The sequence below is a fragment of the Pistricoccus aurantiacus genome, from assembly GCF_007954585.1.
GTDB classification, from domain to species: Bacteria; Pseudomonadota; Gammaproteobacteria; order Pseudomonadales; family Halomonadaceae; genus Pistricoccus; species Pistricoccus aurantiacus.
On the sequence record NZ_CP042382.1, the window covers coordinates 128,314 to 152,257 of the forward strand.

General features: G+C 61.8%; 17 protein-coding genes. 13 read left to right on the plus strand and 4 right to left on the minus strand.

Features of this window, described 5'->3' with window-relative positions:
* Nucleotides 1-17: 17 nt before the first annotated feature.
* Nucleotides 18-206: a type II toxin-antitoxin system HicA family toxin gene (locus FGL86_RS18335; RefSeq protein WP_147182779.1), complete on the plus strand. Its 189-nt coding sequence runs from the start codon at nucleotides 18-20 to the stop codon at nucleotides 204-206.
* Between the two features lie 2 nt (nucleotides 207-208).
* Nucleotides 209-601: a type II toxin-antitoxin system HicB family antitoxin gene (locus FGL86_RS00605; RefSeq protein WP_147182780.1), complete on the plus strand. Its 393-nt coding sequence runs from the start codon at nucleotides 209-211 to the stop codon at nucleotides 599-601.
* 70 nt (nucleotides 602-671) lie between these two features.
* On the opposite strand, the gene FGL86_RS00610 is transcribed toward FGL86_RS00605, so the two are convergent.
* Nucleotides 672-1,247 carry a Spy/CpxP family protein refolding chaperone gene (locus FGL86_RS00610; protein WP_147182781.1) on the minus strand — a complete coding sequence of 192 codons (576 nt, stop codon included), beginning with the start codon at nucleotides 1,245-1,247 and terminating at the stop codon, nucleotides 672-674.
* A gap of 171 nt (nucleotides 1,248-1,418) precedes the next feature.
* Between FGL86_RS00610 and FGL86_RS00615 the strand changes: the two genes are divergently transcribed.
* Nucleotides 1,419-2,105 carry a response regulator transcription factor gene (locus FGL86_RS00615; RefSeq protein WP_147182782.1) on the plus strand — a complete coding sequence of 229 codons (687 nt, stop codon included), beginning with the start codon at nucleotides 1,419-1,421 and terminating at the stop codon, nucleotides 2,103-2,105.
* On the plus strand, nucleotides 2,102-3,433 hold the full coding sequence (locus tag FGL86_RS00620) for a sensor histidine kinase (protein ID WP_147182783.1): 1,332 nt from the start codon (nucleotides 2,102-2,104) through the stop codon (nucleotides 3,431-3,433). The genes FGL86_RS00615 and FGL86_RS00620 overlap by 4 nt, the downstream gene beginning before the upstream one ends.
* 153 nt (nucleotides 3,434-3,586) lie before the next feature.
* On the opposite strand, the gene FGL86_RS00625 is transcribed toward FGL86_RS00620, so the two are convergent.
* A complete protein-coding gene (locus FGL86_RS00625) occupies nucleotides 3,587-6,100 on the minus strand; it encodes a CoA transferase (protein WP_147182784.1) in 2,514 nt (837 codons plus the stop codon).
* 458 nt (nucleotides 6,101-6,558) lie between these two features.
* Between FGL86_RS00625 and FGL86_RS00630 the strand changes: the two genes are divergently transcribed.
* The 9 genes from FGL86_RS00630 (at nucleotide 6,559) to recD (ending at nucleotide 22,350) form a co-directional block, all read left to right on the plus strand.
* A complete protein-coding gene (locus FGL86_RS00630) occupies nucleotides 6,559-8,190 on the plus strand; it encodes a BCCT family transporter (protein WP_186764447.1) in 1,632 nt (543 codons plus the stop codon).
* A gap of 79 nt (nucleotides 8,191-8,269) precedes the next feature.
* Nucleotides 8,270-9,427 (plus strand): iron-containing alcohol dehydrogenase, encoded by a 1,158-nt coding sequence (locus tag FGL86_RS00635; protein WP_147182785.1) that lies wholly within the window; start codon nucleotides 8,270-8,272, stop codon nucleotides 9,425-9,427.
* A gap of 40 nt (nucleotides 9,428-9,467) precedes the next feature.
* Nucleotides 9,468-10,964 carry a CoA-acylating methylmalonate-semialdehyde dehydrogenase gene (locus tag FGL86_RS00640; protein ID WP_147182786.1) on the plus strand — a complete coding sequence of 499 codons (1,497 nt, stop codon included), beginning with the start codon at nucleotides 9,468-9,470 and terminating at the stop codon, nucleotides 10,962-10,964.
* A 170-nt stretch (nucleotides 10,965-11,134) separates the two neighbouring features.
* The gene (gene gcvA, locus FGL86_RS00645; protein ID WP_147182787.1) at nucleotides 11,135-12,040 is read left to right on the plus strand and encodes a transcriptional regulator GcvA; all 906 of its coding nucleotides are present in this window, start codon (nucleotides 11,135-11,137) and stop codon (nucleotides 12,038-12,040) included.
* Nucleotides 12,041-12,264: 224 nt separating this feature from the next.
* On the plus strand, nucleotides 12,265-15,840 hold the full coding sequence (gene recC, locus FGL86_RS00650) for an exodeoxyribonuclease V subunit gamma (RefSeq protein ID WP_147182788.1): 3,576 nt from the start codon (nucleotides 12,265-12,267) through the stop codon (nucleotides 15,838-15,840).
* The gene (gene recB, locus FGL86_RS00655) at nucleotides 15,837-19,586 is read left to right on the plus strand and encodes an exodeoxyribonuclease V subunit beta (RefSeq protein ID WP_147182789.1); all 3,750 of its coding nucleotides are present in this window, start codon (nucleotides 15,837-15,839) and stop codon (nucleotides 19,584-19,586) included. The genes recC and recB overlap by 4 nt, the downstream gene beginning before the upstream one ends.
* A 121-nt stretch (nucleotides 19,587-19,707) precedes the next feature.
* Nucleotides 19,708-19,869, plus strand: coding sequence for a BrnT family toxin (locus FGL86_RS18045; protein ID WP_246131823.1), 162 nt, complete (start codon nucleotides 19,708-19,710; stop codon nucleotides 19,867-19,869).
* Nucleotides 19,859-20,128 (plus strand): type II toxin-antitoxin system BrnA family antitoxin, encoded by a 270-nt coding sequence (gene brnA / locus FGL86_RS00665; RefSeq protein WP_147182790.1) that lies wholly within the window; start codon nucleotides 19,859-19,861, stop codon nucleotides 20,126-20,128. Before FGL86_RS18045 ends, brnA begins: the two co-directional genes overlap by 11 nt.
* A gap of 29 nt (nucleotides 20,129-20,157) precedes the next feature.
* A complete protein-coding gene (gene recD / locus FGL86_RS00670; RefSeq protein WP_147182791.1) occupies nucleotides 20,158-22,350 on the plus strand; it encodes an exodeoxyribonuclease V subunit alpha in 2,193 nt (730 codons plus the stop codon).
* A gap of 178 nt (nucleotides 22,351-22,528) precedes the next feature.
* On the opposite strand, the gene FGL86_RS00675 is transcribed toward recD, so the two are convergent.
* The gene (locus FGL86_RS00675) at nucleotides 22,529-23,410 is read right to left on the minus strand and encodes a DUF4231 domain-containing protein (RefSeq protein WP_147182792.1); all 882 of its coding nucleotides are present in this window, start codon (nucleotides 23,408-23,410) and stop codon (nucleotides 22,529-22,531) included.
* A complete protein-coding gene (locus tag FGL86_RS00680; RefSeq protein WP_147182793.1) occupies nucleotides 23,407-23,817 on the minus strand; it encodes a TIR domain-containing protein in 411 nt (136 codons plus the stop codon). Before FGL86_RS00680 ends, FGL86_RS00675 begins: the two co-directional genes overlap by 4 nt.
* Between the last annotated feature and the right edge of the window lie 127 nt (nucleotides 23,818-23,944).

The window sequence follows — 23,944 nt, forward strand, 5'->3', positions numbered from 1 at the left end:
GCGCAAAAATACACAACATGAAAAGCGCAGACGTTATCAAACGGTTGAAAGCCGAAGGCTGGCAACACGTCGGTGGCAAAGGCGATCACATGAAATTCAAGCATCCGGCGCGATCCGGCCATGTAGTCGTTCCCCATCCTCGCAAAGACATCGCTACCGGAACTCTGCGTAACATCTATCGTCAAGCCGGTTGGGCCTGGAGGTGAGCATGCTTTACCCCGTTTACGTTCATAAGGATGCCGACAGCGCCTACGGCATTACCTTTCCGGATTTCCCGGGATGCTTTTCCGCAGCGGACGAACTGGCCGACCTCCCGCGCATGGCGCAAGAAGCCGTCGAAGTATATTTTGAAGGCGAGAATCTACCTATTCCTGCACCTTCGACTCCAGAAGACTGGCAGGATGACGAACGCTTTCAGAATGGCTACTGGATGCTGCTCGATATCGATCTGTCGAGAATCAGCACCCGTGCGGTACGGGTAAACGTCAGCCTACCGGAATGGCTGGTCGCTCGGATCGACGAAGCCGCCGGTGAGCGTCATCTCAGCCGCTCGGCTTTTCTGGCTCTGGCCGCGCAGCGTGAAATGGCTCAAACCCAATAAGAAGCCCTCTCGATTCTGATCCGCCGGCTGATCCGGGGTCGGCTAGACCGACCCCGGCACCGGTCAATGACTAGTTACGGCGATCCTCACCGCGACGCTGCTCCATGCGCTCCCGGCGCTGGTCCTTCATTTCCTGGCGCTCGGCCTGCATCTTGGCCCAGATCTCGCGCTGCTCCTCGTTCAGCACATCGTAGATGGCGGCATAGGTATCCGCACGTGACTGAATGCGCTGCCGTGCCATTTCCGCGGCCCGGTCCGTGGCCTCTTCGACCATGGACTGGTAGTCACTGCTGGTCGGGTCGCCACTGAACAGCTGCGGGCGGTCCTGGTCTTTTTTCTGCTGACGCTGTTCACGACGCTCGTCGCGCTGCTTGTCGAAGATATCGCGCATCGCGTCGCGCTGATCCTCGCTTAAACTGAGGCGGGTTGCCATGTGCTCGAAGCGATGCTGGCTCATCTTGCCCTGAGAGCCGTGCATCATGCCGCCCCGCTTGCCGCCTTGGCAGTCGCGCTGGGAGTGCTTGCTATAGCCATCGCCAGGGCCTCCGCTGCCTCCACCGGACCAGGCCAGGGCCATTGGGCTAGCGCTCAGGGCGGCGGCGATGGCCAGGGGCAGAATCAGCTTGCGTGTGGATAAATGTTTCATGTTGCTCTCCTCGTGATTCTCGATGGGCCAGGGTATTCGTCCTGGATCGAGTACAGCTTACCGCTCGGGATGTCAGATGCCGTCAGGGCGATGTAAAGATTGGGTAAAGGCCGAGAATGACGGCGATGGAGCACGATACAATCGCGGCAGGCTTCAAGTGAGGAACAGTGAGTGCAGAGCCGCATTTTACTCATCGAGGACGACGACGAACTGCGCGAACTACTGGCGCGCTATCTAGGCGGGCAGGGGTTGAACGTACAAGAGGCGGCCAATGGCCGCGACGGGCTGGCGCTTGCTCAGGAGGAGCTTGTCGATCTGGTGGTGCTGGACATCATGCTGCCGGATATCAACGGCCTGGAAGTATTGCGCCGCCTGCGTGGCCGAACCCGCCTGCCGGTGATCCTGCTCACGGCCCGGGGTGAGGAGACCGATCGCATCGTCGGCTTCGAGGTCGGTGCGGACGACTATATTCCAAAGCCCTGCAATCCGCGGGAGCTGGTCGCGCGTATCCAGGCCATCCTGCGGCGCGTCGCCTGGGACCGGGAAACCGATATCGACGACGCCCAGATCGTCGGCGATCTGCGGGTGGAACCGGATCAGCGCCGAGTCTTCCAGAACGAACAGCCGCTGGATCTGACCGCCACGGAATATGAAATCCTCCAGGTACTGCTGAGCCGAGCCGGTTCGGTGGTGCGCAAGACCGATCTGATGCAGTGGGCCCTGGGGCGGCGCTTGACCCCGCATGATCGTACCCTGGACATGCACGTCAGCAATCTGCGTCGCAAGTTGGGCGATCAGGGAGAATCCCGCATCGAGACGGTGCGCGGGCTAGGCTACAGCTACCGGAGCCCGGCATGAAAAAGCGCATCACCTGGCCGCTGTTCTGGCGCATCTTTCTGCTGATCTGGATCGCCATGGCCACGGCGGTAATAGCCAGCAACCTGGCGCTGCGAGAAATGGCGCGCCGGGAGCGTATTCAGCTCGAGCAGCGGGACGACCTGGTAAGTCTCGCCCGGCAGGCGGCAGAACTCGAAGCCGCCGGACAGCGGCGTTCCGCTCATCGGCTTCTGCGCCAGGCGGGGCAGCGTTTGCAGCTGCATCTATTCCTGCTGGAAGACGGCGAGGCCGGCGATTCCATGGGGCATCCGCGCCACCGCCAGGAGCGTTACCCGCAACGCCCGGCGGTTATTGCTACGCCAGATGGGTACCAGCTACTGGCCTGGTCCCGGGGCGGACCTGGTGGCGGAAGGGGCTGGCTCGATCCGCGCTGGTTTCGTTCCCTGGAGCTGGGCCTGACTTTTTTTCTGATCACTCTCGCCTGCTGGTGGATCGCTCGCCATATCAGCCGGCCGCTGCGCCAGATGGAAACCGCTGCGCGGGCCATCGCCGAGGGCGATACCTCCCTGCGGGTAGCCACTCCTGTCGCCAATCGACGCGACGAGATCGGCGCCTTGGCGAGCGCCTTCAACGCCATGACGGCCCGATTGGAGGCGCTTCTGACCCGCCAGCGACAGCTGGTGCGGGATATTTCCCACGACCTGCGCACCCCTTTGGCGCGCCAGCGGGTGGCTATCGAACTGGCCGCGGACGCCGGCCAGGAACCAGAGCTGATGACGACGATTCTGCGTCAGAACGAGCGCCTGGAAGCGATGACCGCGCAGCTTCTCACCCTGTATCGGGTGAGCGATAAAGGCGGGGCGATCGAGCGGCAATCACTGCGCTTTGTCGACTTGGTGGAGGAAGTATTGGACGGTGCGGCGGATTACGCCGCTCAGCGCGGCGTAGTCTGTCGCTTGAGCATGACCGACGAGGCGCGTGGAGCAAGAGTGCTCGGTGATCGCGAGCTGCTTTATCGCGCTCTGGACAACCTGCTGCAGAACGCCCTGGATCATACCCTCAGGGAAGGTGAGGTCCATATCAGGGCGGCTATCGAGAACCAGCGGCTGGTCTGTGAAATTCAGGATAGCGGCCCGGGCGTACCGGAAGAAGCGCTGTCCAAGCTGTTCGAGCCTTTCTTCCGCTCGGATCAGGCCCGGAGTGGCAAGGGCTGGGGGCTAGGACTCGCCATCGCCAAGGATATCCTCAAGGCTCACGGAGGAAGCATCGAGGCCATAAATGACGCTTCGAGCGGACTGACGATCAAGCTGGCTATACCGCTTCGATCACGATATGCACCTTCCGTCTAGTACTTTCTCCCAAGAGCCGTGGATGACATCGTGATTTGAGGTAGCCCATTTTGATGAAACTCGCCAGAAGCCTCTGACTGTCAGAGGCTTCTGGCTATGATAAACATCAATGTTTTCAATGATGCTGGGTTTGATAAGGTAGTGTCGCCAGCCTCAGCTGGGCAGGAACTCGCGCCCCCAACCTTCGCCGGCGATCTTGCGTTCAATCATCGAGTCGATGTCAGCCATGCCATACCCCAGGCTCTCCAGGACTGGCCGGGTCGAGGCACCAAACCGTTCGGTTTCCGTCGGCGCGAATATCGGCGCCTGCGTGGGCCGAATCGAGTAGTGATCGATCTGCGTGATGCAGTGACCGCTGGGGTGATCGGCATAGACCGAGAAGGCGTAGCTGCCCTGATCGACCCCGACTCGACCGTCCGCGGCCCGACTGTATTGCGCCCGCAGCTGCTCGATGCCGAGGGGTTGCGCCGCGGCGATATCGGCAGCCTGCAGCACCTCTACCCAGTACGCCGTCGGTGCCTGCCGGAAGGCGGCGGTCAGGAAGTCGGCGATATTATCGGCCTCGGCTATCCCCCCCAATCCCTCGATACGCTTCAGCCGGGGCAGCTCGGAACGGTTCGAATCCAGGTAGAGCCAGCCGTCGCGGGTAGCATAGAAGTGCGAGAGCGCATCGTAGCCCAAGGCTTCCCGACCGGAGGGTTCGTCGAAGGGACCGCGCCCGGTATAGTCGAAGGCGAAGGGGATCTGCGCCAGGTTGGTGATCGCCGACAGCGACGTTCTGGCACGGGTCGCTTCACCGGTCTTGTGCTGGTGGTAGAGCGCGACCGCCATGCCCAGGCCGGCGGCGAACCCGCAGTTGACGTCCAGCGTTCCCAGGTGGGCGTGTTCTTCCGGGGTGTCCGGCCCGCCGAACCGGCTCATGATGCCGCTGTGCGCCTGAATGATGTCGTCATAGCCGATGTAATCCGTCTTGGGACCGCGACGCGGGCCGCCGAGACAATCCAGCCGACAGAACAGTACGCCCGGATTGATCGCCTGCAGGCTGTCGTGGTCGAGGCCCAGCGACTTCATCTGGCGTTCCGGGGCATTGATCACCACCATATCGACACTTTTTACCAGCCGGTTGAAGACGTCCCGCCCTTCGCTACTCATGATGTCGACAAGTGCGCTTTTCTTGCCCATGCCGCACTGGAAGGTGAACAGCGTGCCGATCAACGGATCGTAGAGCGGCTTGACCGGGTCCAGCTTGATCACCTCGGCACCGAAGCGGGTCAGGAAGGCGGTGGAATGCGGGCCGGCGATAACGTTGGTCAGGTCCAGCACCCGCAACCCCTCGAGCCAGCCCTGCTGGCGAGCCGGGCCGATGTCCGCGCCCTGCGGACAGGTGAGCGTTTCCTGGGCCGCGACGGCACTCAATTCGGCCAGGGCTTCCTCGAAACCGACCTGCTTCCTGGGCTGCGGCGTCAGCATTTGTTCGGCACAGCTTTCCAGCCAGGCGATCGGTCCCGGTTGCTTCATGCGGCCAAACTCCGGGTCGTCGACCTCGACGATCAGGCCGGCCGTGTTGGTGTGCTCGTCGTTGACCCACTCCCGGGTGGTGCGGTGCGGTGCGCCGGGGATGCCGCTTTCACCGAAGATGACGCCCCACTCGGCGGAGGTCTTGGTCAGGAAGGCCTGCTTCATCTTGGCCGAGATGATATCGGCCCACTTCTTGGGCAGCGGGTACACGCCGATGGAGGTTTCACCCTCCCATTCGCTGATCGGCAGGTGAAGATCTTCGACCTCCGGCAGGCCCTCGGCCACCAGTTCCTCATAGAGCCCCAGCGCCTCGAGGGCGCGACGAGCGTGATTACGATGTGACGGACAGACACAGTAGAACATGCGCCCATCCGCACATTCGTAGGTGCGATAGAAGGGATCCAGATACTCCTGCAGGTCGGCATAGCTGACATCCATCGGAATATTATTTGCTTTCCGATATTCGATCTCCTCCTCGCGCATGGTCTTGTAGCGCTCGGGCAGCCCGTCGATCACGATGGAGTTGTAAGACAGCCCTTCCATCAGCGCCGCCGCGATGGGCACCTCGATGACGTCGCCGCGCCCGGTTTTCTCACGCTCCAGCAGCGCCATCACCACGGCGCTGGCCGCCAGGGTAGTGGCGTAGGCGGAACCCAGCGGCAGCGGAGAAAAGCTGGGATTGAGCCCCATCAGCACGCGGTTGAAGCCCATGTCGGTAAAAGCGCCGGAAGTGGCGGCGACAACGGCTTCCGTGGCCTTCCATTCACGACGCAACTGGTCGTTGCTGGCGAACCCCGGCATCGACAGCGTGATCAACTCCGGACGCTCGGCCTGCAGCCGGTCGAAATCCAGCCCCAGACGCTGCATGACGCCGGGCCGAAAGCTTTCGATGACGACGTCGGCCTTGGCAACCAACGCCAGGGCCTGCTCTAGGCCGGCTGCGGTTTTCATATCCAGGCGCAGGCAGCGCTTGTTCCTGTGCAGAATCGCATTGGCCGGATGATCCCACTGCGGTCCTTGTGGCGGGTCGACATGTACCACGGTCGCGCCGAGATCCGCCAGCACCATGGCCGTAGCGGGCCCGGCAATTTGCTGGCCAAAATCGACGACGCGGACACCGGTTAAGGGAAGAAGCTTGCTGGTTTTCATGATGGTTTATTCCCAAAAAAGCCTGGAACTGGCTGCAAGGACACTCAAGAAAGAGAAGCAGTTAATGTCTACTCCTCTTCACCTGATCGACAATCGCGATACTAGAATTTGCAGCCTGGCCTAACCAGCAATAAAAAATAGCCCTGAGGCATAAGTTTTCTGATAGCGAAGTAGCATCGTATTGCCGATATCAATGCCTAGTCTTTGCCATATTGATTCACATCCAACCCATAAATTTTTTTTACCCTCAGGATATTCTTTCATTGCTTGTCATCGCTGTCTCCTTTCACAAGAATGGATAGCATGCCGCATGGATTGGCAGCTGAAGTATCACTACAACCAATTGAATAAAATGAAATTTTCCAGACCACCATAATCATCGATGCAGTACGCTTTAGATGACAACAACAAGCGCTCTGAGCCAATCTCACCAGAGCAACAGAGGAGGATCATGCGTCATGCACAACTATAAAGAATCGATGCGAAAGACCGGTCTGTTGGCGGGAACTCACCCCGTCATGGCACTCGGCTCGGCCCTGTTGGTCATGGCTTTCGTTGCCTTTACCGTTACTAATCCTGAGTATGCGGGGTCCGTTTATAGCGCCGCCAAGAAATTTATCGCCTCGACATTTAGCTGGTACTACATTGCCTTAATAAGCTTCACTCTATTTTTTGCTATCTGGATCATCTTCAGCCGATTTGGGAATATCCGGCTAGGCAAGGAAGGGGAAAGACCCGAGTTTAGTAACTTCGCCTGGTTCTCGATGCTGTTCGGCGCCGGTATCGGTATCGGCATTCTATTCTGGAGTATTGCCGAGCCCATCTATCACTTCCAAAGCAACCCCTTCATCACGGACGATCAGGCGATGGGCGTCGAAGCGGCTCAGATAGCAATGCGTATCGCCATCTTTCATTGGGGGCTGCACGGTTGGGGGCTATTTGCCGTGATCGGCTTGGTCTTGGCTTACTTTTCCTACCGCAAGGGGTTACCGCTTTCCATTCGCTCCAGCCTGTATCCGATCTTCGGTGAGCGCATCTACGGTCCCATCGGCCATACGGTGGATCTATTGGCGGTATTCGGCACCCTGTTTGGTATCGCCACGTCGCTGGGGATGGGCGCACAGCAGATCAATGCGGGACTCCAGTACCTGATCGGCTTCGAGGTATCGACCTCCCATCAAGTGATGCTGATCGTCATTATTTCGGCTATCGCTACCGTCTCGGTGGTGACCGGCGTCAACAAGGGAATTCGCATCCTCAGCGTGCTGAATATGCAGCTGACAGGCGTCATCCTGGCACTATTTCTTGTCTTCGGCCCTACCGCCTACCTGCTGGGCGCCTTCTTCACCAACGTGGGGGACTATCTGTTTCATGCCACCGAGCTGGGGCTATGGGTGGATCCCGACCCCGAGAGTCAGTGGCAGGGGGCATGGACCATCTTCTACTGGGGCTGGTGGATCGCCTGGGCACCCTTCGTCGGCATGTTCATCGCCCGCATCTCCCGGGGACGCACGATTCGCGAATTCGTGCTCGGCGTGCTGATCGCACCGACACTCCTGGGCGCTCTGTGGATCACCGTCTTCGGTAACACCGCCATGTTCATGGAGCTTTACGGCAACGGCGGCGTGATCGCCGCGGTCAACGACGACGTCACCATGGCGCTGTTCAAGACCATCGAGCTGATGGGACTGGGGCAGGCTCTTACCCTGCTGTTTGCCACGATCTGTACCGTCATGCTGGTGACTTACTTCGTCACCTCCGCGGATTCCGCCGCGCTGGTGATCTGTACCCTGGTCGCCATGGGTGACGAACATCCGCCGACACGGTTACGGATGTTCTGGGGCATGGCGATTGGCGCGGTTGCCGCGGTGTTGTTGCTCGCCGGGGGCCTGGAAGCCTTGCAGACCGCCTCGATCGTCGCCGCCTTGCCGTGCTCGGTAGTGGTGTTACTCGCCATCTACGGCCTCTGCAAGGCGCTACGCGAGGAGGCACCATCCGAGAAAAGCGCGCCGCAGGTAAGTGCCAAGCCGTCTATCGAAACCCATCCTGCCGCCGATGAGGCCCGGGAGGCTATCAGTGCGCATTACTGACCGCAGGACCTCTGCAATGAACGGCCCTCGTGCTGTCTTGCATGGCCACCATCGACAAACCAGCAATATTGGAGTCACCATGTCTACGCAAGTCATTCTTCCTCGCATCATGCAGGTCGGCGAGAACGCCAGTCAGGAAGTGCCCACTGTATTGGCGAGTCTCGGCTGCCAACGCCCCCTCATCATCACCGACAAGATGATGGTGCAACTGGGTTACGTCGATCGGCTCAAGGATACCCTCGTCGGCCACAAGATTGCCGCGGACGTCTTCGCCGATACCGTCCCCGAGCCCACCGTGGGCTCCATCCAGGCCGGGGTGGACAAGGCACGTCAGGGCGATTACGACAGTATCATCGCCCTGGGGGGCGGCAGCCCCATCGACAGCGCCAAGGCGATCGCCATCCTGGCCAAGCATGGCGGTGAGATGCGCGACTACAAGTTTCCCCGCCAGGTGATCGAGTCGGGGCTGCCCATCATCGCGGTGCCCACCACCGCAGGCACCGGCTCCGAGGTGACCCGCTTCACCATCATCACTGACGAGACCTGCGACGAGAAGATGTTGTGCGTCGGGATCGGCTTCATGCCGGTGGCGGCCCTGATCGACTATCGCCTGACCCTGAGCCTGCCGCCGCGCACGACCGCGGATACCGGGCTCGATGCCCTGACTCACGCGATCGAGGCCTATGTCAGCAAGAAGGGTAACCCCTACAGCGACAGCCAGGCACTCTCGGCGATGCGCCTGATCGGCCCCCACCTGCGCCGCGCCTATCATCAAGGCACGGACCGAGAGGCCCGGGAGGCGATGATGCTGGGTTCCACCCTGGCCGGCGTGGCATTTTCCAACGCCTCGGTGGCCTTGGTGCACGGCATGAGCCGTCCCATCGGCGCCCATTTCCATGTGCCCCACGGTCTGTCCAACGCCATGCTCTTGCCCAGCGTGACCGCCTTCTCACTGTCGGCCGCCGCCGAGCGCTATGCCGACTGTGCCCGTGCCATCGGCGTGGCCGGCGAGCAAGACACTACCGACGGTGCCAATCGCAAACTGCTCGACGAACTCAAGGCCCTCAATGACGAGCTCCAAGTGCCCACGCCTGAGCAGTTCGGCATCGAACGCCAACGCTTCTTCGAGGTGATGCCCAGCATGGCGGAACAGGCGCTGGCCTCGGGCTCGCCCGGCAATAACCCGCGTGTGCCCGACGCCGACGAGATCGTCGAGATCTACCGGCAGCTCTGGTGAACACCCAACCCTTACCCAAACTTCAACAAGAGGAAACCTCATGACTCTCGTAGGACACTTGATCAACGGCCGTGTCGTCACCGACGGTACGCGCAGCCAGGCGGTATTCAACCCCGCCACCGGCGAAGCCGCCAAGCAGGTCGACCTGGCCTCCCAGGCAACCGTGGAGCAAGCCATTAGCGCCGCCCAGGCGGCATTCCCCGGCTGGCGCAATACGCCGCCCCTGAAGCGGGCGCGAGTCATGTTTCGCTTCAAGGAACTGCTGGAGAAGCACGCCGACGATATCTGCGCCTTGATCGGCGAGGAGCATGGCAAGATCGCCCACGACGCCCTGGGCGAGTTGCAGCGCGGCATCGAGAACGTCGAATATGCCTGTGGCGCCCCCGAACTGCTCAAGGGCGAACACAGCAAGAACGTGGGCCCCGGCATCGACTCCTGGAGCGAGTTTCAGCCTCTGGGAGTCGTCGCCGGCATCACGCCGTTCAACTTCCCGGCGATGGTACCGCTGTGGATGTTCCCGATGGCGATCGTCTGCGGCAACTGCTTCGTGCTCAAGCCCTCCGAGCGTGATCCCAGCGCCACCCTGTATATCGCTCAGCTGCTCCAGGAAGCCGGCCTGCCGGATGGCGTCATGAACGTCGTCAACGGCGACAAGGAAGCCGTCGATACCCTGCTGCATGACGCCCGGGTCGAGGCGGTGAGCTTCGTCGGCTCGACACCGATCGCCGAATATATCTATGCCACCGCCACCGCGAACGGCAAGCGCTGCCAGGCCCTCGGCGGGGCCAAGAATCATGCCATCGTGATGCCCGACGCGGACATGGACAACGCGGTCAACCAGCTGGTCGGCGCGGCCTTCGGCTCCTCCGGCGAACGCTGCATGGCGCTATCAGTGGCGGTCGCCGTCGGCGACGCCGCCGCCGATGCCTTGGTCTCGCGGATGCAGGAAGCGATGACGCGCCTGAAGGTCGGGTCCTGCGCGGATAGTGGCAACGACTTCGGCCCGCTGATCACTCAGGCCCACCGGGAAAAGGTCGTCGGCTACATCGACAGCGCCGAAGCGCAGGGCGCCACCATCGTGGTCGATGGCCGCAAACCCCAGGTCGCCGGATATGAAGAGGGTTTCTTCGTCGGCGGCACCCTGATCGATCATGTCACTCCCGAGATGACCAGCTACCGAGAGGAGATCTTCGGCCCGGTGCTACAGGTGATCCGCGTCGATAGCATGCAGGAAGCCATGGCGCTGATCGATGCCCACGAATACGGCAACGGCACCTGTATCTTCACCCGCGATGGCGAAGCCGCGCGCTACTTCTCCGACAACATCAAGGTCGGCATGGTCGGGATCAACGTACCGCTGCCGGTGCCCGTCGCCTACCACAGCTTCGGCGGCTGGAAGCGCTCGCTGTTCGGCGACCTGCACGCCTATGGCCCCGATGCGGTACGCTTCTACACCCGTCGCAAGACCATCACCCAGCGTTGGCCCTCCGCCAGCGTGCGCGAAGGCGCGGAGTTCTCCATGCCGACCATGAAGTAACGCGCTTTCCATCGACACCAAGCGTCACGTCCGGCCCCTGGGCTGCTCTTTTCAACTTGAAAGGCGCAGCCTTTTTTCATCCTAAGATGCCGGCACCTGCTGACCTGGCTACGGGGGCCTGATAATTTTACAAAAGTACCATTCCGCTGCCCGAAGGTTGACGCAGACCCATGAAGAAAAGGCTTCCTCCCTTAAACTGGCTACGCTCCTTCGAAGCGGCCGCGCGCCATCTGAGCTTCACCCGGGCGGCGAGCGAACTCCACCTGACCCAGGCAGCCATCAGCCAGCAGATCAAAGGGTTGGAGTCACAGCTAGGCACCCCCCTATTCAAGCGCCTACCCCGCGGGCTGGCGCTGTCCGATGCGGGACTGGCCTATCTGCCGGCCATCCATGAGGCTATTGAACGCTTGAGCGCGGCCACCGACGATATCTTCGGCCAGGGGCGCCCCAAGCTGATCACCGTCAGGGTCAATCTGGTCTTCTTCACCAGCTGGCTCGCCCCACGTCTGGAGCGCTTTCGGGCCTTGCACCCCAACATCGGGCTGCGTTTTACCAGCAATATCTGGGCTGGTGAAGGCTATAAGGATGCGGACATGGAGATCCGCTACGGTCAGGGTTCTTGGCCGGGGATGACGTCCGAACGGCTCACCTGGGATGAGCTGTTTCCGGTATGCAGCCCCTCACTCTATACGGGTGAGGCACCACCGGACTCTCTCGAGACCTTGGCCAACCATACGCTGCTGCACGTGATCGGCTATGAGGAGGGTTGGGGGTACTGGCTGAAAAAGACGGGGCTCAGCCATCTCGATACCGCGCAAGGTCTCCAGTTCGACACGCTGATTGCCGCGCTGGAGGTCGCCGCCCAAGGGCTGGGATTTGCCCTGGGGCGCAGCTCGCTGGTGGAGGGCATGATCGCCAGCGGACGACTGATCGCACCCTTCACACCACGCATCGCCACCTCGGAGGCTTTTCACCTGGTGTATCCGGATCGCCCCTATTTGCATCCTCATGCAGAGCTATTTCGCGCCTGGTTATTGCAGGAAACCGAAAACCAATTCTCAGACTCAAACTCCTAGCCTCCTGCTTGGCACTACAGCTTCAGTACTACAGTTGGAGATAAGCGCTATACATCGTTGATCGACTGTCCGTGAACGAGGCATTTGATGACGGCCAGTCGCAAGACATCTATATGGCTGGGAATAATAGAGCAACACAAGGACTTGTTTATCAGGGATCGGTAGAGAAGATACCCTCACCTCAGGCATCATAAGGGCCTTGTGTTACCTTTTGTGAAAATCCCATGCCCTTGTCCGACCCTTTTACCGGCGACCTTTTCGAGCACCTCGCGCCCGACGACGATGCCCTGACGCCGGGTTTCATGGTGATCCACGGCAACCGCCTGGAGGATCTGCGCAATCTGGCGGTGACCTGGATGCGCTGTCATCCCCTGGCGCCGCTGGAAAACGAAACGATCCTGGTGCAGAGCAACGGCATCAGCCAGTGGCTCAAGCTGGCCCTGGCCCAGGACGAGGCCCAGGGCGGCTGTGGTATCGCCGCCTCTCTGGAGCTGGTGCTGCCGGCGCGGTTTCTGTGGCAGGCCTATCGAGCGATGCTTGGCGAGGACACGGTGCCGGCGACTTCCTCCTTCGACAAGTCCCGGCTGGTCTGGCGGCTGATGCGCTTATTGCCCGCCTGGCTCAAGGAGCCGGACTTCGCTCCCCTGGCGCGGTTTCTCGACGGCGATGCGGACCTGCGCAAGCGCCATCAGCTGGCGGAGCGACTGGCGGATCTGTTCGACCAGTATCAGGTCTACCGGGCGGACTGGCTGGACGCCTGGGCGAAGGACCAGGACGTGCTGATCGACGCTCGCGGCCAACTGAGGCCCCTGGCGCCGGAGCAGCGCTGGCAGGCCCGACTGTGGCGGGCGCTGATCGAGGACGTCAGTGAAAACGAGGCCGGCACCAGCCGAGCCGCGGTGCATCGACGCTTTCTTACCGCCGCGGAGTCCCGGCGGGAGCGCCCGCCAGAGCTGCCTCGCCGCGTCCTGGTGTTCGGCATCTCGTCCCTGCCCAGCCAGACCCTGGAAGCCCTGGCGGCCATGGCGCGTTTCAGCCAGGTGGTGCTCTGCGTGCACAACCCCTGCCAGCACTACTGGGCGGATATCATCGAGCACCGCGACCTGCTGCGCGCCGAACGCTATCGCCAGCGGCTCAAGCCCGGCATGCCCCGGGATATCGACGAGACGGAGCTTCATCTGCATGCCCAGCCCCTGCTGGCGGCCTGGGGCAAGCAGGGCCGGGACTACCTGCGCCTGCTGGATGAGTTCGACGAGCACAGCCGCTATCGCCAGCTGTTCGAGCGGGAGGCGCTGCGTATCGACCTGTTCGAGTCCTATCTGCAGGACGACGCAGGCTGCCTGCTTCAGCAGCTGCAAGAGGATATTCGCGAGCTGCGGCCCCTGGCCGAGACTCGCGACTGCTGGCCGGCGGTGGACCCGGATCGCGATCATTCCATCGCCTTTCATATCGCCCACAGCCCGCTGCGGGAAGTGGAGATTCTTCACGATCAGCTGCTGGCGGCTTTCGGCGCGGATTCCAGCCTGCGGCCCCGGGACATCATCGTCATGGTGCCGGATATCGCCAGCTACGCCGCCCCGGTGCAGGCGGTATTCGGCCGCCTGGAGCGGGACGACCCCCGCTATATTCCCTTCACCCTGTCCGACCAGGCGAGCCGCCATCGCCATCCGCTGTTGATCGCCCTGGAAAAGCTCCTGCATCTGCCGGAGCTGCGCCTGAGCGTCAGCGACCTGCTGGATCTGCTGGAAGCCCCCGCCCTGCGCGCTCGTTTCGGCATCGCGGAAAGCCAGCTGCCCGTTCTGACCCGCTGGATCGAGGACGCGGGCATCCGCTGGGGGCTGGACGCCCGCCAGCGGGAGCACCTGGAGCTGCCTGCGGGGCTCGATCACAATACCTGGCGCTTCGGCCTGCGCCGTCTGCTGCTGGGCTATGCGGTGGGCGCGAATGAATCCCCTTGGCGGGATATCGAGCCCTTCGACGATATCGGCGGTCTGGAAGCGGCGCTGGTCGGCCCCTTGATGGCGCTGCTGGACACCCTGGACGCTCACTGGCAGGCGCTCAAGGAACCCGCCCCGGTGGAGGAGTGGTGCCAGCGGCTGCGGGAACTACTGGATAGCTTCTTCCTCGCCGAGGAGGAAGCGGACCTCTTGATGCTGGCCCGGCTGGAGCAGGCCCTGGAAACCTGGCAGGAAGGCGCGGAAGAGGCGCGACTGGAAGAGCCATTGCCGCTGTGCGTGGTGCGGGAGCACTGGCTTTCCCAGATCGATGACGGCGGTCTTACCCAGCGTTTCCAGGCCGGGGCGGTCAACGTGGCCACCCTGATGCCCATGCGCGCCATTCCCTTCCGTCAGGTCTATCTGCTGGGCATGAACGACGAGGAGTATCCGCGACGCCATCCGCCGCTGGATTTCGACCTGATGGGCCAGGACTATCGGCCCGGGGACCGCTCCCGCCGGGAGGACGACCGCTATCTGTTCCTGGAGGCGCTGCTTTCCGCCCGGGAGCGTTTCAGCGTCAGCTGGGTGGGTCGCAGCATCGTCGACAACAGCGAAAAGCCGCCCTCGGTGCTGCTGGGTCAGCTGCGGGATCACCTGGCCCAGGGCTGGCGGCTGGCGAGAAGCGAACAGGAATCCGGCAAGGCGCTGGTGGAAGCCTTGACCACGGCGCACCCGCTGCAGCCCTTCAGTCGCGCCTACTTTACTAACGACTCCGGCAGCGATTCGCGGCTTTTCACCTATGCCCGGGAATGGCAGACGGTGCATCAGGCAGCGGCGGAGCCCGCAAGCGATCTCCCGCTTGACTATTTCGTACAGGAAACTCCGCTGACCCTGGGCCAGCTGGGGGCCTTCCTGACCAGCCCGATCCAGGCCTTTTATACCCAGCGGCTCGCGGTGTTCATGGGACTGCCGGAAACCGGCCGACAGGATCAGGAACCCTTCGACCTGAACGGCCTGGAGCACTGGCAGCTCAGCCAGACCCTGATCGAGGCCCAGCGCTTCGCCGTTGACAGCGGCGACTGCCGGGAGACCGCCCTGTTCGATACCCTGGAGCGCTTGCAGCGCCAAGGCCGCCTGGCGGTGGGCGGCTTCGGCGAGCGCATGCGGGAAAACCTGATCGAGCCCATGGAAAAACTCTTCAACGAGTACGCCAAGATACTTGATGCCTGGCCGTATCCCGTGGAAGAACCCCAGGGGTTTTCCTTGCAGCTAGGCGACGATCTTCTGCTGGAGGACTGGCTGGAAGACCTGCGCCGCAACCCGGCCGGCGACTACTGCCGGGTACTGCTGCTCTCCAGCAGCCTGATCCGGAAGAGCAAGTACCACTGGAAGCACTGGCTGCGCCCCTGGGTCGTGCATCTGGTGGGCCAGATCGCCCTGGGCCCGATGACCACCCGACTGATCTCCAAGGCCGGCCACGGCACCTTCGAACCCTTGGAAGCAGAGGCCGCTCAAGCACAGTTGGATACCTTGGTCGACGCCTGGCGCCAGGGCATGTGCCAGCCCCTGCCGCTGCCCCGGGATACCGCCTTCGCCTGGCTGGAAGCCGGGGGCGACGAGGCCTGCATGCGCCGCTGCCTGGCGGGAGAGCTGGAAAACAACAAGCCTTGGTGGGCCTGTCGCAGAGAATTCGAGGGCAGCGGTTTTTCCCAGGGCGAGATCGATCGGGAAGCCGGCCTGGCCCGGCAATGGCCGAGCTTCGAAGCGCTGATGCATAACCAGGGGGAGGCTTTCAGCGAATGGTGCGAACGGCTCTACGCGCCGCTTTATCGCACCGTCAAGGTGCCGGGGAAAAAATCATGAATCCCGTTCTTCTCGACCCCATCGAGCAACCCCTGATCGGCAGCCACCTGATCGAGGCCAGCGCCGGCACCGGCAAGACCTTTACCATCGCGCTCCTGTACCTGCGTCTGGTGCTCGGCCCCCAAGACGAGACGGACAGCGCCAACTTTCCGCGCCCCCTGACCCCGCCGGACATTTTAGTCGTCACCTTCACCAACGCCGCCACCCAGGAACTACGGGAGCGCATTCGCGAGCGGCTGGTGGAAGCCGCCCTGATCTTTCAGGAAGCGCAGGCCCTCGACGAGGGCGACCCGCTGGCACGGCTGCGGGACAGCTACCCCCGGGAGCACTGGCCGCGCTGCGCGAGGCGGCTGCAGCTCGCCGCCCAGTGGATGGACGAGGCGGCGGTCTCCACCATCCACAGCTGGTGCTATCGCATGCTGCGGGAGCACGCCTTCGAGAGCGGCAGCCTGTTCGCTCTCAATCTGGAGACGGACCAGAGCGAGCTGGAGGCGGACGTCGCCCGGGACTATTGGCGCAGCTTCTATTATCCCCTGGATCGGGACGGGCTCGGCGAGATCCTCAAGCACTGGAAGACCCCCCAGGAACTGAACGCGGACGTGCTGCGGCTGCGGGATCATCGCTCGCTACTCTCCCCGGCGGCGCCCCCGGATCAGATCATCGCCCATACGCAACGGCAAACCCGGCAACGCCTGGAAGCGCTCAAGGCCCCCTGGCCCGCCTGGCTCGACGATCTGGAAGCGATCTTCGAGGAAGCCGCCGGCCGGAAAGCCTTCAAGGGCCAGAGTTTCAACAGCAGAAGCCGCGCTGGCTGGCTGGGGGCGCTGCGGGACTGGGCGCGGGACCCGGAGCAAATCAAGCCAGATCTGACGGAGGCGGCCCGGAAGCGCCTGACGCCCCAGGGCATGGCGGAGATCTGGCAGAAAGGCGAGCCGCCGAGTCATCCGGCCCTGGCCGCCCTGGAAGCGCTACCGGAGGAGCTTGCTGCCCTGCCGGACCCGCACCCGGCGCTGCTCGCCCATGCGGTACACTGGATGGCGGCGCGCCGGGAGCAGGTGCAGCACCGCCGGGCGGAGATGAACCATCAGGATCTGCTGACCCAGCTGGATCGCGCCCTGGTCAGCCCGGAGGGCGACCGACTGGCGGCGCAGATGCGGCGTCAGTTTCCCGTGGCCCTGGTGGATGAGTTCCAGGACACGGACCCGATTCAGTATCGGCTCTTCGACCGGGTCTACCGGCTGGAAGACAACACCACCGACAGCCTTATCCTGCTGATCGGCGATCCCAAGCAGGCGATCTACGGCTTTCGCGGCGCGGATATCCACACCTATCTTCAGGCCCGACAAGCGACGAAGGAACGGCTGGTCACCCTGGGCACCAACTACCGCTCAAGTCGCGCCTTGGTGGAAGCGGTCAACCGCTGCTTCGCCTTCGCCGACGCCCATCCCCAGGGCGCCTTCCTGTTCAAGGGCCGGGACAACAACCCGCTGCCCTTCCAGCCGGTGGCCGCCAAGGGCCGCAAGGATCGGCTGGTGCAAAACGGTGGACCGCTGCCCGCCCTGACCTGCTGGCGGCTGGACGCCCTGGAACCCCTGAGCAAGACCGCCTATCTGAACGAGATGAGCGAGCGCTGCGCCAGCCATATCGCCGGGCTGCTCAACGACCGGAGCGCCGGCTTTCTAGAGGACGACCGGCTCACGCCCTTGGCCCCCTCGGACCTGGCGGTGCTGGTCAACAGCGGCAACGAGGCCAGCATCGTTCGCAACGCCCTGGACCGGCGCGGCATCAAGAGCGTCTATCTCTCGGACAAGGAGAGCGTCTTTCAAAGCCCCGCCTGCACGGAGCTGGAAACCTGGCTGCGGGCGGTGAGCGTACCGGAGAACGACCGCGCCCTGCGCGCCGCCCTGTCCACCCCCAGTTTGGGACTGAGCCTCACGGAACTCGACGCCCTGAACGGCGCCCAAGGTCGTCACGAGCTGGCCTGGGAGGAGCGGGTGCTGCAGTTTCGCGGCTATCACCGGCTCTGGCAGCGCCAGGGAGTGCTGCCCATGCTGCGCCGGCTGCTGGCGGATTTCGACGTGGCCCAGCGGCTGCTGGCAAGCACCGGCGGCGAGCGCCAACTGACGGATCTCCTGCACCTCGGGGAGCTGCTGCAGGAAGCCAGCCAGGAGCTGGACGGGGAATACGCGCTGATTCGCTACCTGGCGGAGGCCCGGGCCGCGCCGGAGCAGCAGGAGGTGCACCGTCAGCGTCTGGAAAGCGACGCGGCGCTGGTGCAGGTGATCACCATTCACAAATCCAAGGGGCTCGAGTATCCGCTGGTCTTCCTGCCCTTTATCGCCGGCTTTCGGGTCAAGGAGAAGAAGGACGCCCCCATCCTCTGGCACGACGAGCAAGGCCGCCTGCAGCTGGCCCTGGACGGCCGGGAGGAGCATCAGCGGGAACTGGCGGACCGGGAGCGGCTGGCGGAGGACCTGCGCAAGCTCTACGTCGCCCTGACCCGGGCGCGCCACGCCACCTGGCTGGGCCTGGCGCCGCTCAAGGAGATGCACCGGGGCGCCCTGGGATATCTGCTGGCCGGCGGCAGTCCTATCGTTCCGGAACAGTTCGACGAACTGCTGCAGACCCTGCGCGGGGATTGCGAGGCCATCCATATCGCGCCGGCGCCGACCATCGAGCAGCGCAGCGTCTCCCGGCAGTCGCAGACGACGCCCCTGGCCCCGGCCCGCCGACCTACGCGCCCCGCTCGGGAGCACTGGTGGATCGCCAGCTATTCCGCCCTGCGCCTGGGCGCCTATTCGCAAGTGGAGCGCAGCGACGCCTTTACCCTGCTCGAACCCCTGGGGGAAGAGGATTCAGCCAGCCCCCTCGCCCGACCCGAACCCACCACGCCCCTGGAAGCCACCACCCGGGAAATGCTCGACGAGCCGCCGGAAGAACTCGCGCCGCCGGTTCAGCAAACCGGTTTATTGCATCGCTTTCCCCGCGGACCCGGGCCCGGCACCTTCCTGCACGGTCTGCTGGAATGGGCGGGGCGCCAGGGTTTTGGCCGGGTGCTCGACCAGCCGGCGCTGATGGAGGATACCCTGGCCCGCCGGGCCAACCTGCGGGGCTGGAGTCACTGGATTCCGGAGCTGCGGGACTGGTTGCTTCGCCTGCTCGACCGCACCTTTCCGCTTCCGAACGGTCAGCGTCTGCGCCTGGCGGAACTGGAGTGTTATCAGGTGGAGATGGAGTTCTGGTTCGCCACTCATCGGGTGGATACCCAGCGCCTGGACGCCCTGGTCAGCGCCCATATCCTGCCCGGCCAGCCGCGCCCGGTGCTGGAGCAGGACAGCCTCAACGGCATGCTCAAGGGTTTTATCGACCTGGTGTTCGAACGGGACGGCCGCTACTACCTGCTGGACTGGAAATCCAACCAGCTGGGGCCGAGCGACGACGCCTATACCGAGGACGCCATGGATCAGGCGGTGCTGGACAAGCGCTACGACCTGCAATATTGCCTCTATCTGCTGGCGCTGCATCGGCTGCTCAAGTCGCGGCTGGGCGCGGGTTACGACTATAAGCGCCATATCGGCGGGGTGCTGTATGTCTTCCTGCGCGGTGTCGACGCCCCCAGCGCCGGGCTGCACCGGCAGTGCCCGCCCAAGGCGTTGATCGAAGCGCTGGATAAACTGTTTCGCGCTCCCGTCGATGCGACGACTGATAGCAGCTACAGCTCCTTCCGAATCTTGCAGAGTGAGTAAAAAAAGAATAATTATTATTCATGAATGAATTTGAATTCGACGAAGCCAAAAGCCAGACCAACCTGGCAAGCACGGTATCGATTTCGTTGCTGCCCAAGAGCTGTGGAAAGATCCATACCTGCTGGAGATTCGCGCAAAATCCGAGGATGAGCAGAGGTTTCTGCTGATCGGCAAGATTGGCGAGAAACACTGGTCGGCTGTCGTTACCTATAGAGATGATCGTATTCGTCTGATTTCAGTCAGACGTTCCCGCAAGAAGGAGGTTGAGCTCTATGAAAGCTAAAGACTTCGACAAAAAATTCGAGGAAGAGCAGGAAGATATTATTGATGACCTGGATCTTTCTTCTGCTCGCCGTATCAATCAGGACCAAAAGCGGATCAACGTCGATTTCCCGGCTTGGGTTGTGGAATCATTGGACCGCGAGGCTGCGCGCATTGGCGTTACCCGCCAGTCGATCATCAAGGTGTGGCTGGTAGAGCGCCTTCAGGCAGAAGCCGCTAACAAGCCGCTCAATGGTGACGCCGCAGGCGGCGCCCATTAGCGGAGCAATACGATGCAAGGAGCCGAGGCATGACGGCGCCCCATCCCGCGCTTTCCTCCAGGAGAGAACTGCTGGCCCTGCTGGACGCCTGGGTCGAACGCGGCTGGCTGCGCGCCATCGATCGCGCCTTCGCGGTGTTCCTGCATCGGGAATGCGAAAACACGTCGCCGCTGTTGCTGCTGGCGGCGGCCCTGGCCAGCCATCAGTTGGGGCGCGGCCATGTGTGTCTCGATCTGGCCCAGACCCTGCGCGACCCGGACCTGGCGCTATCCCTGCCCCCGGAAGGCGACGATCTTCCTGAGCCGCCGCCGCTGCCCAGCGCGCTGCTGCAGGGCTTGACCGCCGCCGATTGGCGGACCGCCCTCGAACGCCCGGAATTGGTGGAAGACGGCCCCGGCGCCACGCCGCTGGTGTTGAGCGCGGGCCGGCTCTACCTGCGGCGCTTCTGGCGCTACGAGCAGCAGATTCACCAGAGCCTGAACCAGCGCCTGAGCCACACGCCTGAATTCTCCGCTGACCAGCGGCGGATCCTTGGCGACACCTTGGCAACGCTGTTTCCTCGGCGAACCGGTCAACTGGACTGGCAGCAGCTTGCCTGCGCCTTGGCGGCCCGCTCGCGGTTTTCGATCATCACCGGCGGCCCGGGCACCGGCAAGACCACCACCGTGGTCAAGCTGTTGGCGCTGCTGCAGGCGATGCAACTCATGCAGACTAGGCAGCTTGGCGAGGAAAACGCTCGACCGCTGCGTATTCGTCTGGCCGCCCCCACCGGCAAGGCCGCCGCCCGGCTCAACGAGTCCATCGCTAGTCAAGTAGCGGCACTGCCGCTTGAATCGACTTTTCCTAATCGTAAAGCGGGTGCTGATCAACGCGTAGCGAGCGATGGTGAGGCAAGGCGAAGCTCGACGAAAACGCGGAGTTTACAAGGTGTAAATGAGCAGTTTAACCGGGCTCGCGGCGAGGAGAGCTTCAACACCGCATCACCGAGCGCAGCAGCGTTGAGAGCGGCTATTCCGACGGAAGTGACAACTCTCCATCGCCTCTTGGGCGCTCGACCGGATACCCGACATTTCCGCCATCATGCCCGTAATCCGCTGGCGCTAGACGTGCTGGTGGTGGACGAGGCGTCCATGGTGGATATCGAGATGATGGCGGCGCTGCTGGCGGCGCTGCCTTCCCGGGCGCGGCTGATCCTGCTCGGTGACAAGGACCAGCTGGCCTCGGTGGAAGCCGGCTCGGTGCTCGGCGATCTCTGCGCCCGAGCAGAAGGCGCCCACTACACCCCGGCCACTGCCGCCTGGCTGGCGGAGACCACCGGTCAGGCGATCCCGGAAATCTATCTCGACATTCAAGGTCAGCCCCTGGATCAGGCCATCGCCATGCTGCGGGTCAGCCACCGCTTCAGCGGGGAAAGCGGCATCGGCAAGCTGGCGGAGGCCATCAACGCGCCGCTCGCGATAGAAGAGCGCTGGCAGCGCATCCGACAGGTATGGGACGCCGACTTCGCGGATATCCGCCATCTACGCATCAAAGAACCGGAGGATTCTGCGTTCGCGGAGCTGATCATCGACGGCGGCTATCGTCATTATCTCGACACTCTGCACGAGAAACGCCCGGCCATCGACGCGGATCAAGCCACCTATGACGGCTGGGCGCGGCAGGTGTTAGAGGCCCACGGCAGCTTTCAACTGCTCTGCGCCCTGCGCCGTGGTAACTGGGGAATAGAAGGACTCAACGAGCGGGTTCGGGAACTGCTGGAACAGGAACGGCTGATCGACAGCGCGGCGGGCAAGCAGGGCTGGTATCTCGGACGCCCGGTGCTGGTCACCCGCAATGACTACGGCCTGGGGCTGATGAACGGGGATATCGGCATCACCCTCGCCCTGCCCCATCCGCATCAGACGGATAAGCTGGTGCTGAGAGTCGCCTTCCCCGCCAACGACGGCAGCGGCCGCATCCAATGGGTGCTGCCCTCCCGGCTGCAAGCGGTGGAAACCGTCTACGCCATGACGGTGCACAAATCCCAGGGCTCGGAATTTCTTCACACCGCCCTGGTACTCCCGGACCGCCCCAACCCCATCCTCACCCGGGAACTGATCTATACCGGCATCACCCGCGCCAAACACCGCCTGACCCTGGTGGAAAGCGGCCGAGGGATGCTCAAGGAAGCGGTGTCGAGGAAAGTGATGCGGGTCAGTGGGTTGGGGGGGAAGGTGAGATAGCTTCCTGTTCTCCAGGGAGGCTGCATGGAGTGACGGCATTTGGCCAAGAGCAAGCCAATATAGAATCTTAACGCCAAGCAAAGCGGCTGGTAAAAGCCGTCCGGTAACAAACCTCAGGCCTACACAACATCAGACAATTTGGAGCGCAACGAAAAATTATTCTACTTTTTTGCGATTGCTAGAGAGCATTTTGGCGTGCCACCCATTGTGTATGCTCGCGGGAGAAAGCCAACTCTGCTTCATTAATAAACTCTGATAAATCTTCTTCGGAGTCTATTTCCTGTAAGCGTCCTTGGATTATCCCAATTTCGTGTGCTGTTAATGTGTATGCGGAAGCTAACTCATTGAACTTCTTGATTTGCATCCAGCCGATAATTGACGATGCCAATACAATTAGTGGTTCGAATGGCCAAAACTGCCACTCTGGAAATGATGGGCGAAGGATTAGCAAAGCAATTGCAGCTCCGTAGGTCGCCGTACAGGCAAAGACCCAGCGCGATGCAGCTTTCTTATTGTCTCTCGCCTTTTTGGTATACCACGTTCGTTGCTCCCTAATACGGTTTTCCATATAAAACTGCTTACGATCCTTGACCGATAGCGCTCTAATATCATCCATCGAACTCGTAATCTGATCATCTGCAGCTGAGTCAGGGGGGATACGATCTCCGATATAGCGGTTGGCTCGCAAGATTTCCCGTAGATGATTTCTGAACTCGGCTCGTATTACTCGGACATCAGTAACGCTCTCAAATGGAGCCGATCTTATACAATAACGCCAAGTCGATGTTTTAATTGACTCCGCCAATGCTCGTCCCTTATACCAATCTTGCTCCGGTTTAGTCTTGAACCGATAGAGCAATAAAGCAGCAAGTGCAATAAATACTATCGTGTATATCGATTGAACTTCCCGACTAGGGCTAGCAATCATCGAAAGAGCCGCAGCTACGATTAGAAGACAGTATTCAGATTTCAGAAAACGGTGATATCGATTCTGAGCTGTTTTGGACAAGTCGTTAGCGGCTTTATATAGCGCAGGGTATTCTAAGGCCGGGGTTGTCAAGGAGTAATCTCCCTAATTCCTGCAACGATAGATGCAGAGTTCCAGCTAACCATCTTATTCGCCGCCAACGACACACTCGTAGGCGTTCGTTCTGCATCCCATGGAATAATACCAAGGATGGGTTTGCCTAGAAACTTGGCAAAGTCTATTTCGAACTGAATCCAATTACTATGAGCTGCGTACATCCCAGCCAGCACAACTACACACTGGGTAGGACGAATCTGCTGGCGAAGCTCCTCTTCGAGTGAACGAGTAGACATATGCTCAAATTTTTTGGCAACTGGTACAGAATAGTTTGTCCAAGAAAAACGGGGCGCGGCGTTCAGAAATTTGATCGCACGCTCATATCGTTCGCCATAGCGCCATGCGTGACTGATAAAAAGTCTATAGTTGTGCAGATAAGGCATAGTTTACCTCCAAGTCATTGTATTCTACGGTGTTTGGTTTAATTCTCTCTAACGCAGAGCACAGCAGCGCCACATCAGTGGCGCCTGCGGCCGTAGGTCGCGTACTGGTACGACTGGTTAAATACTT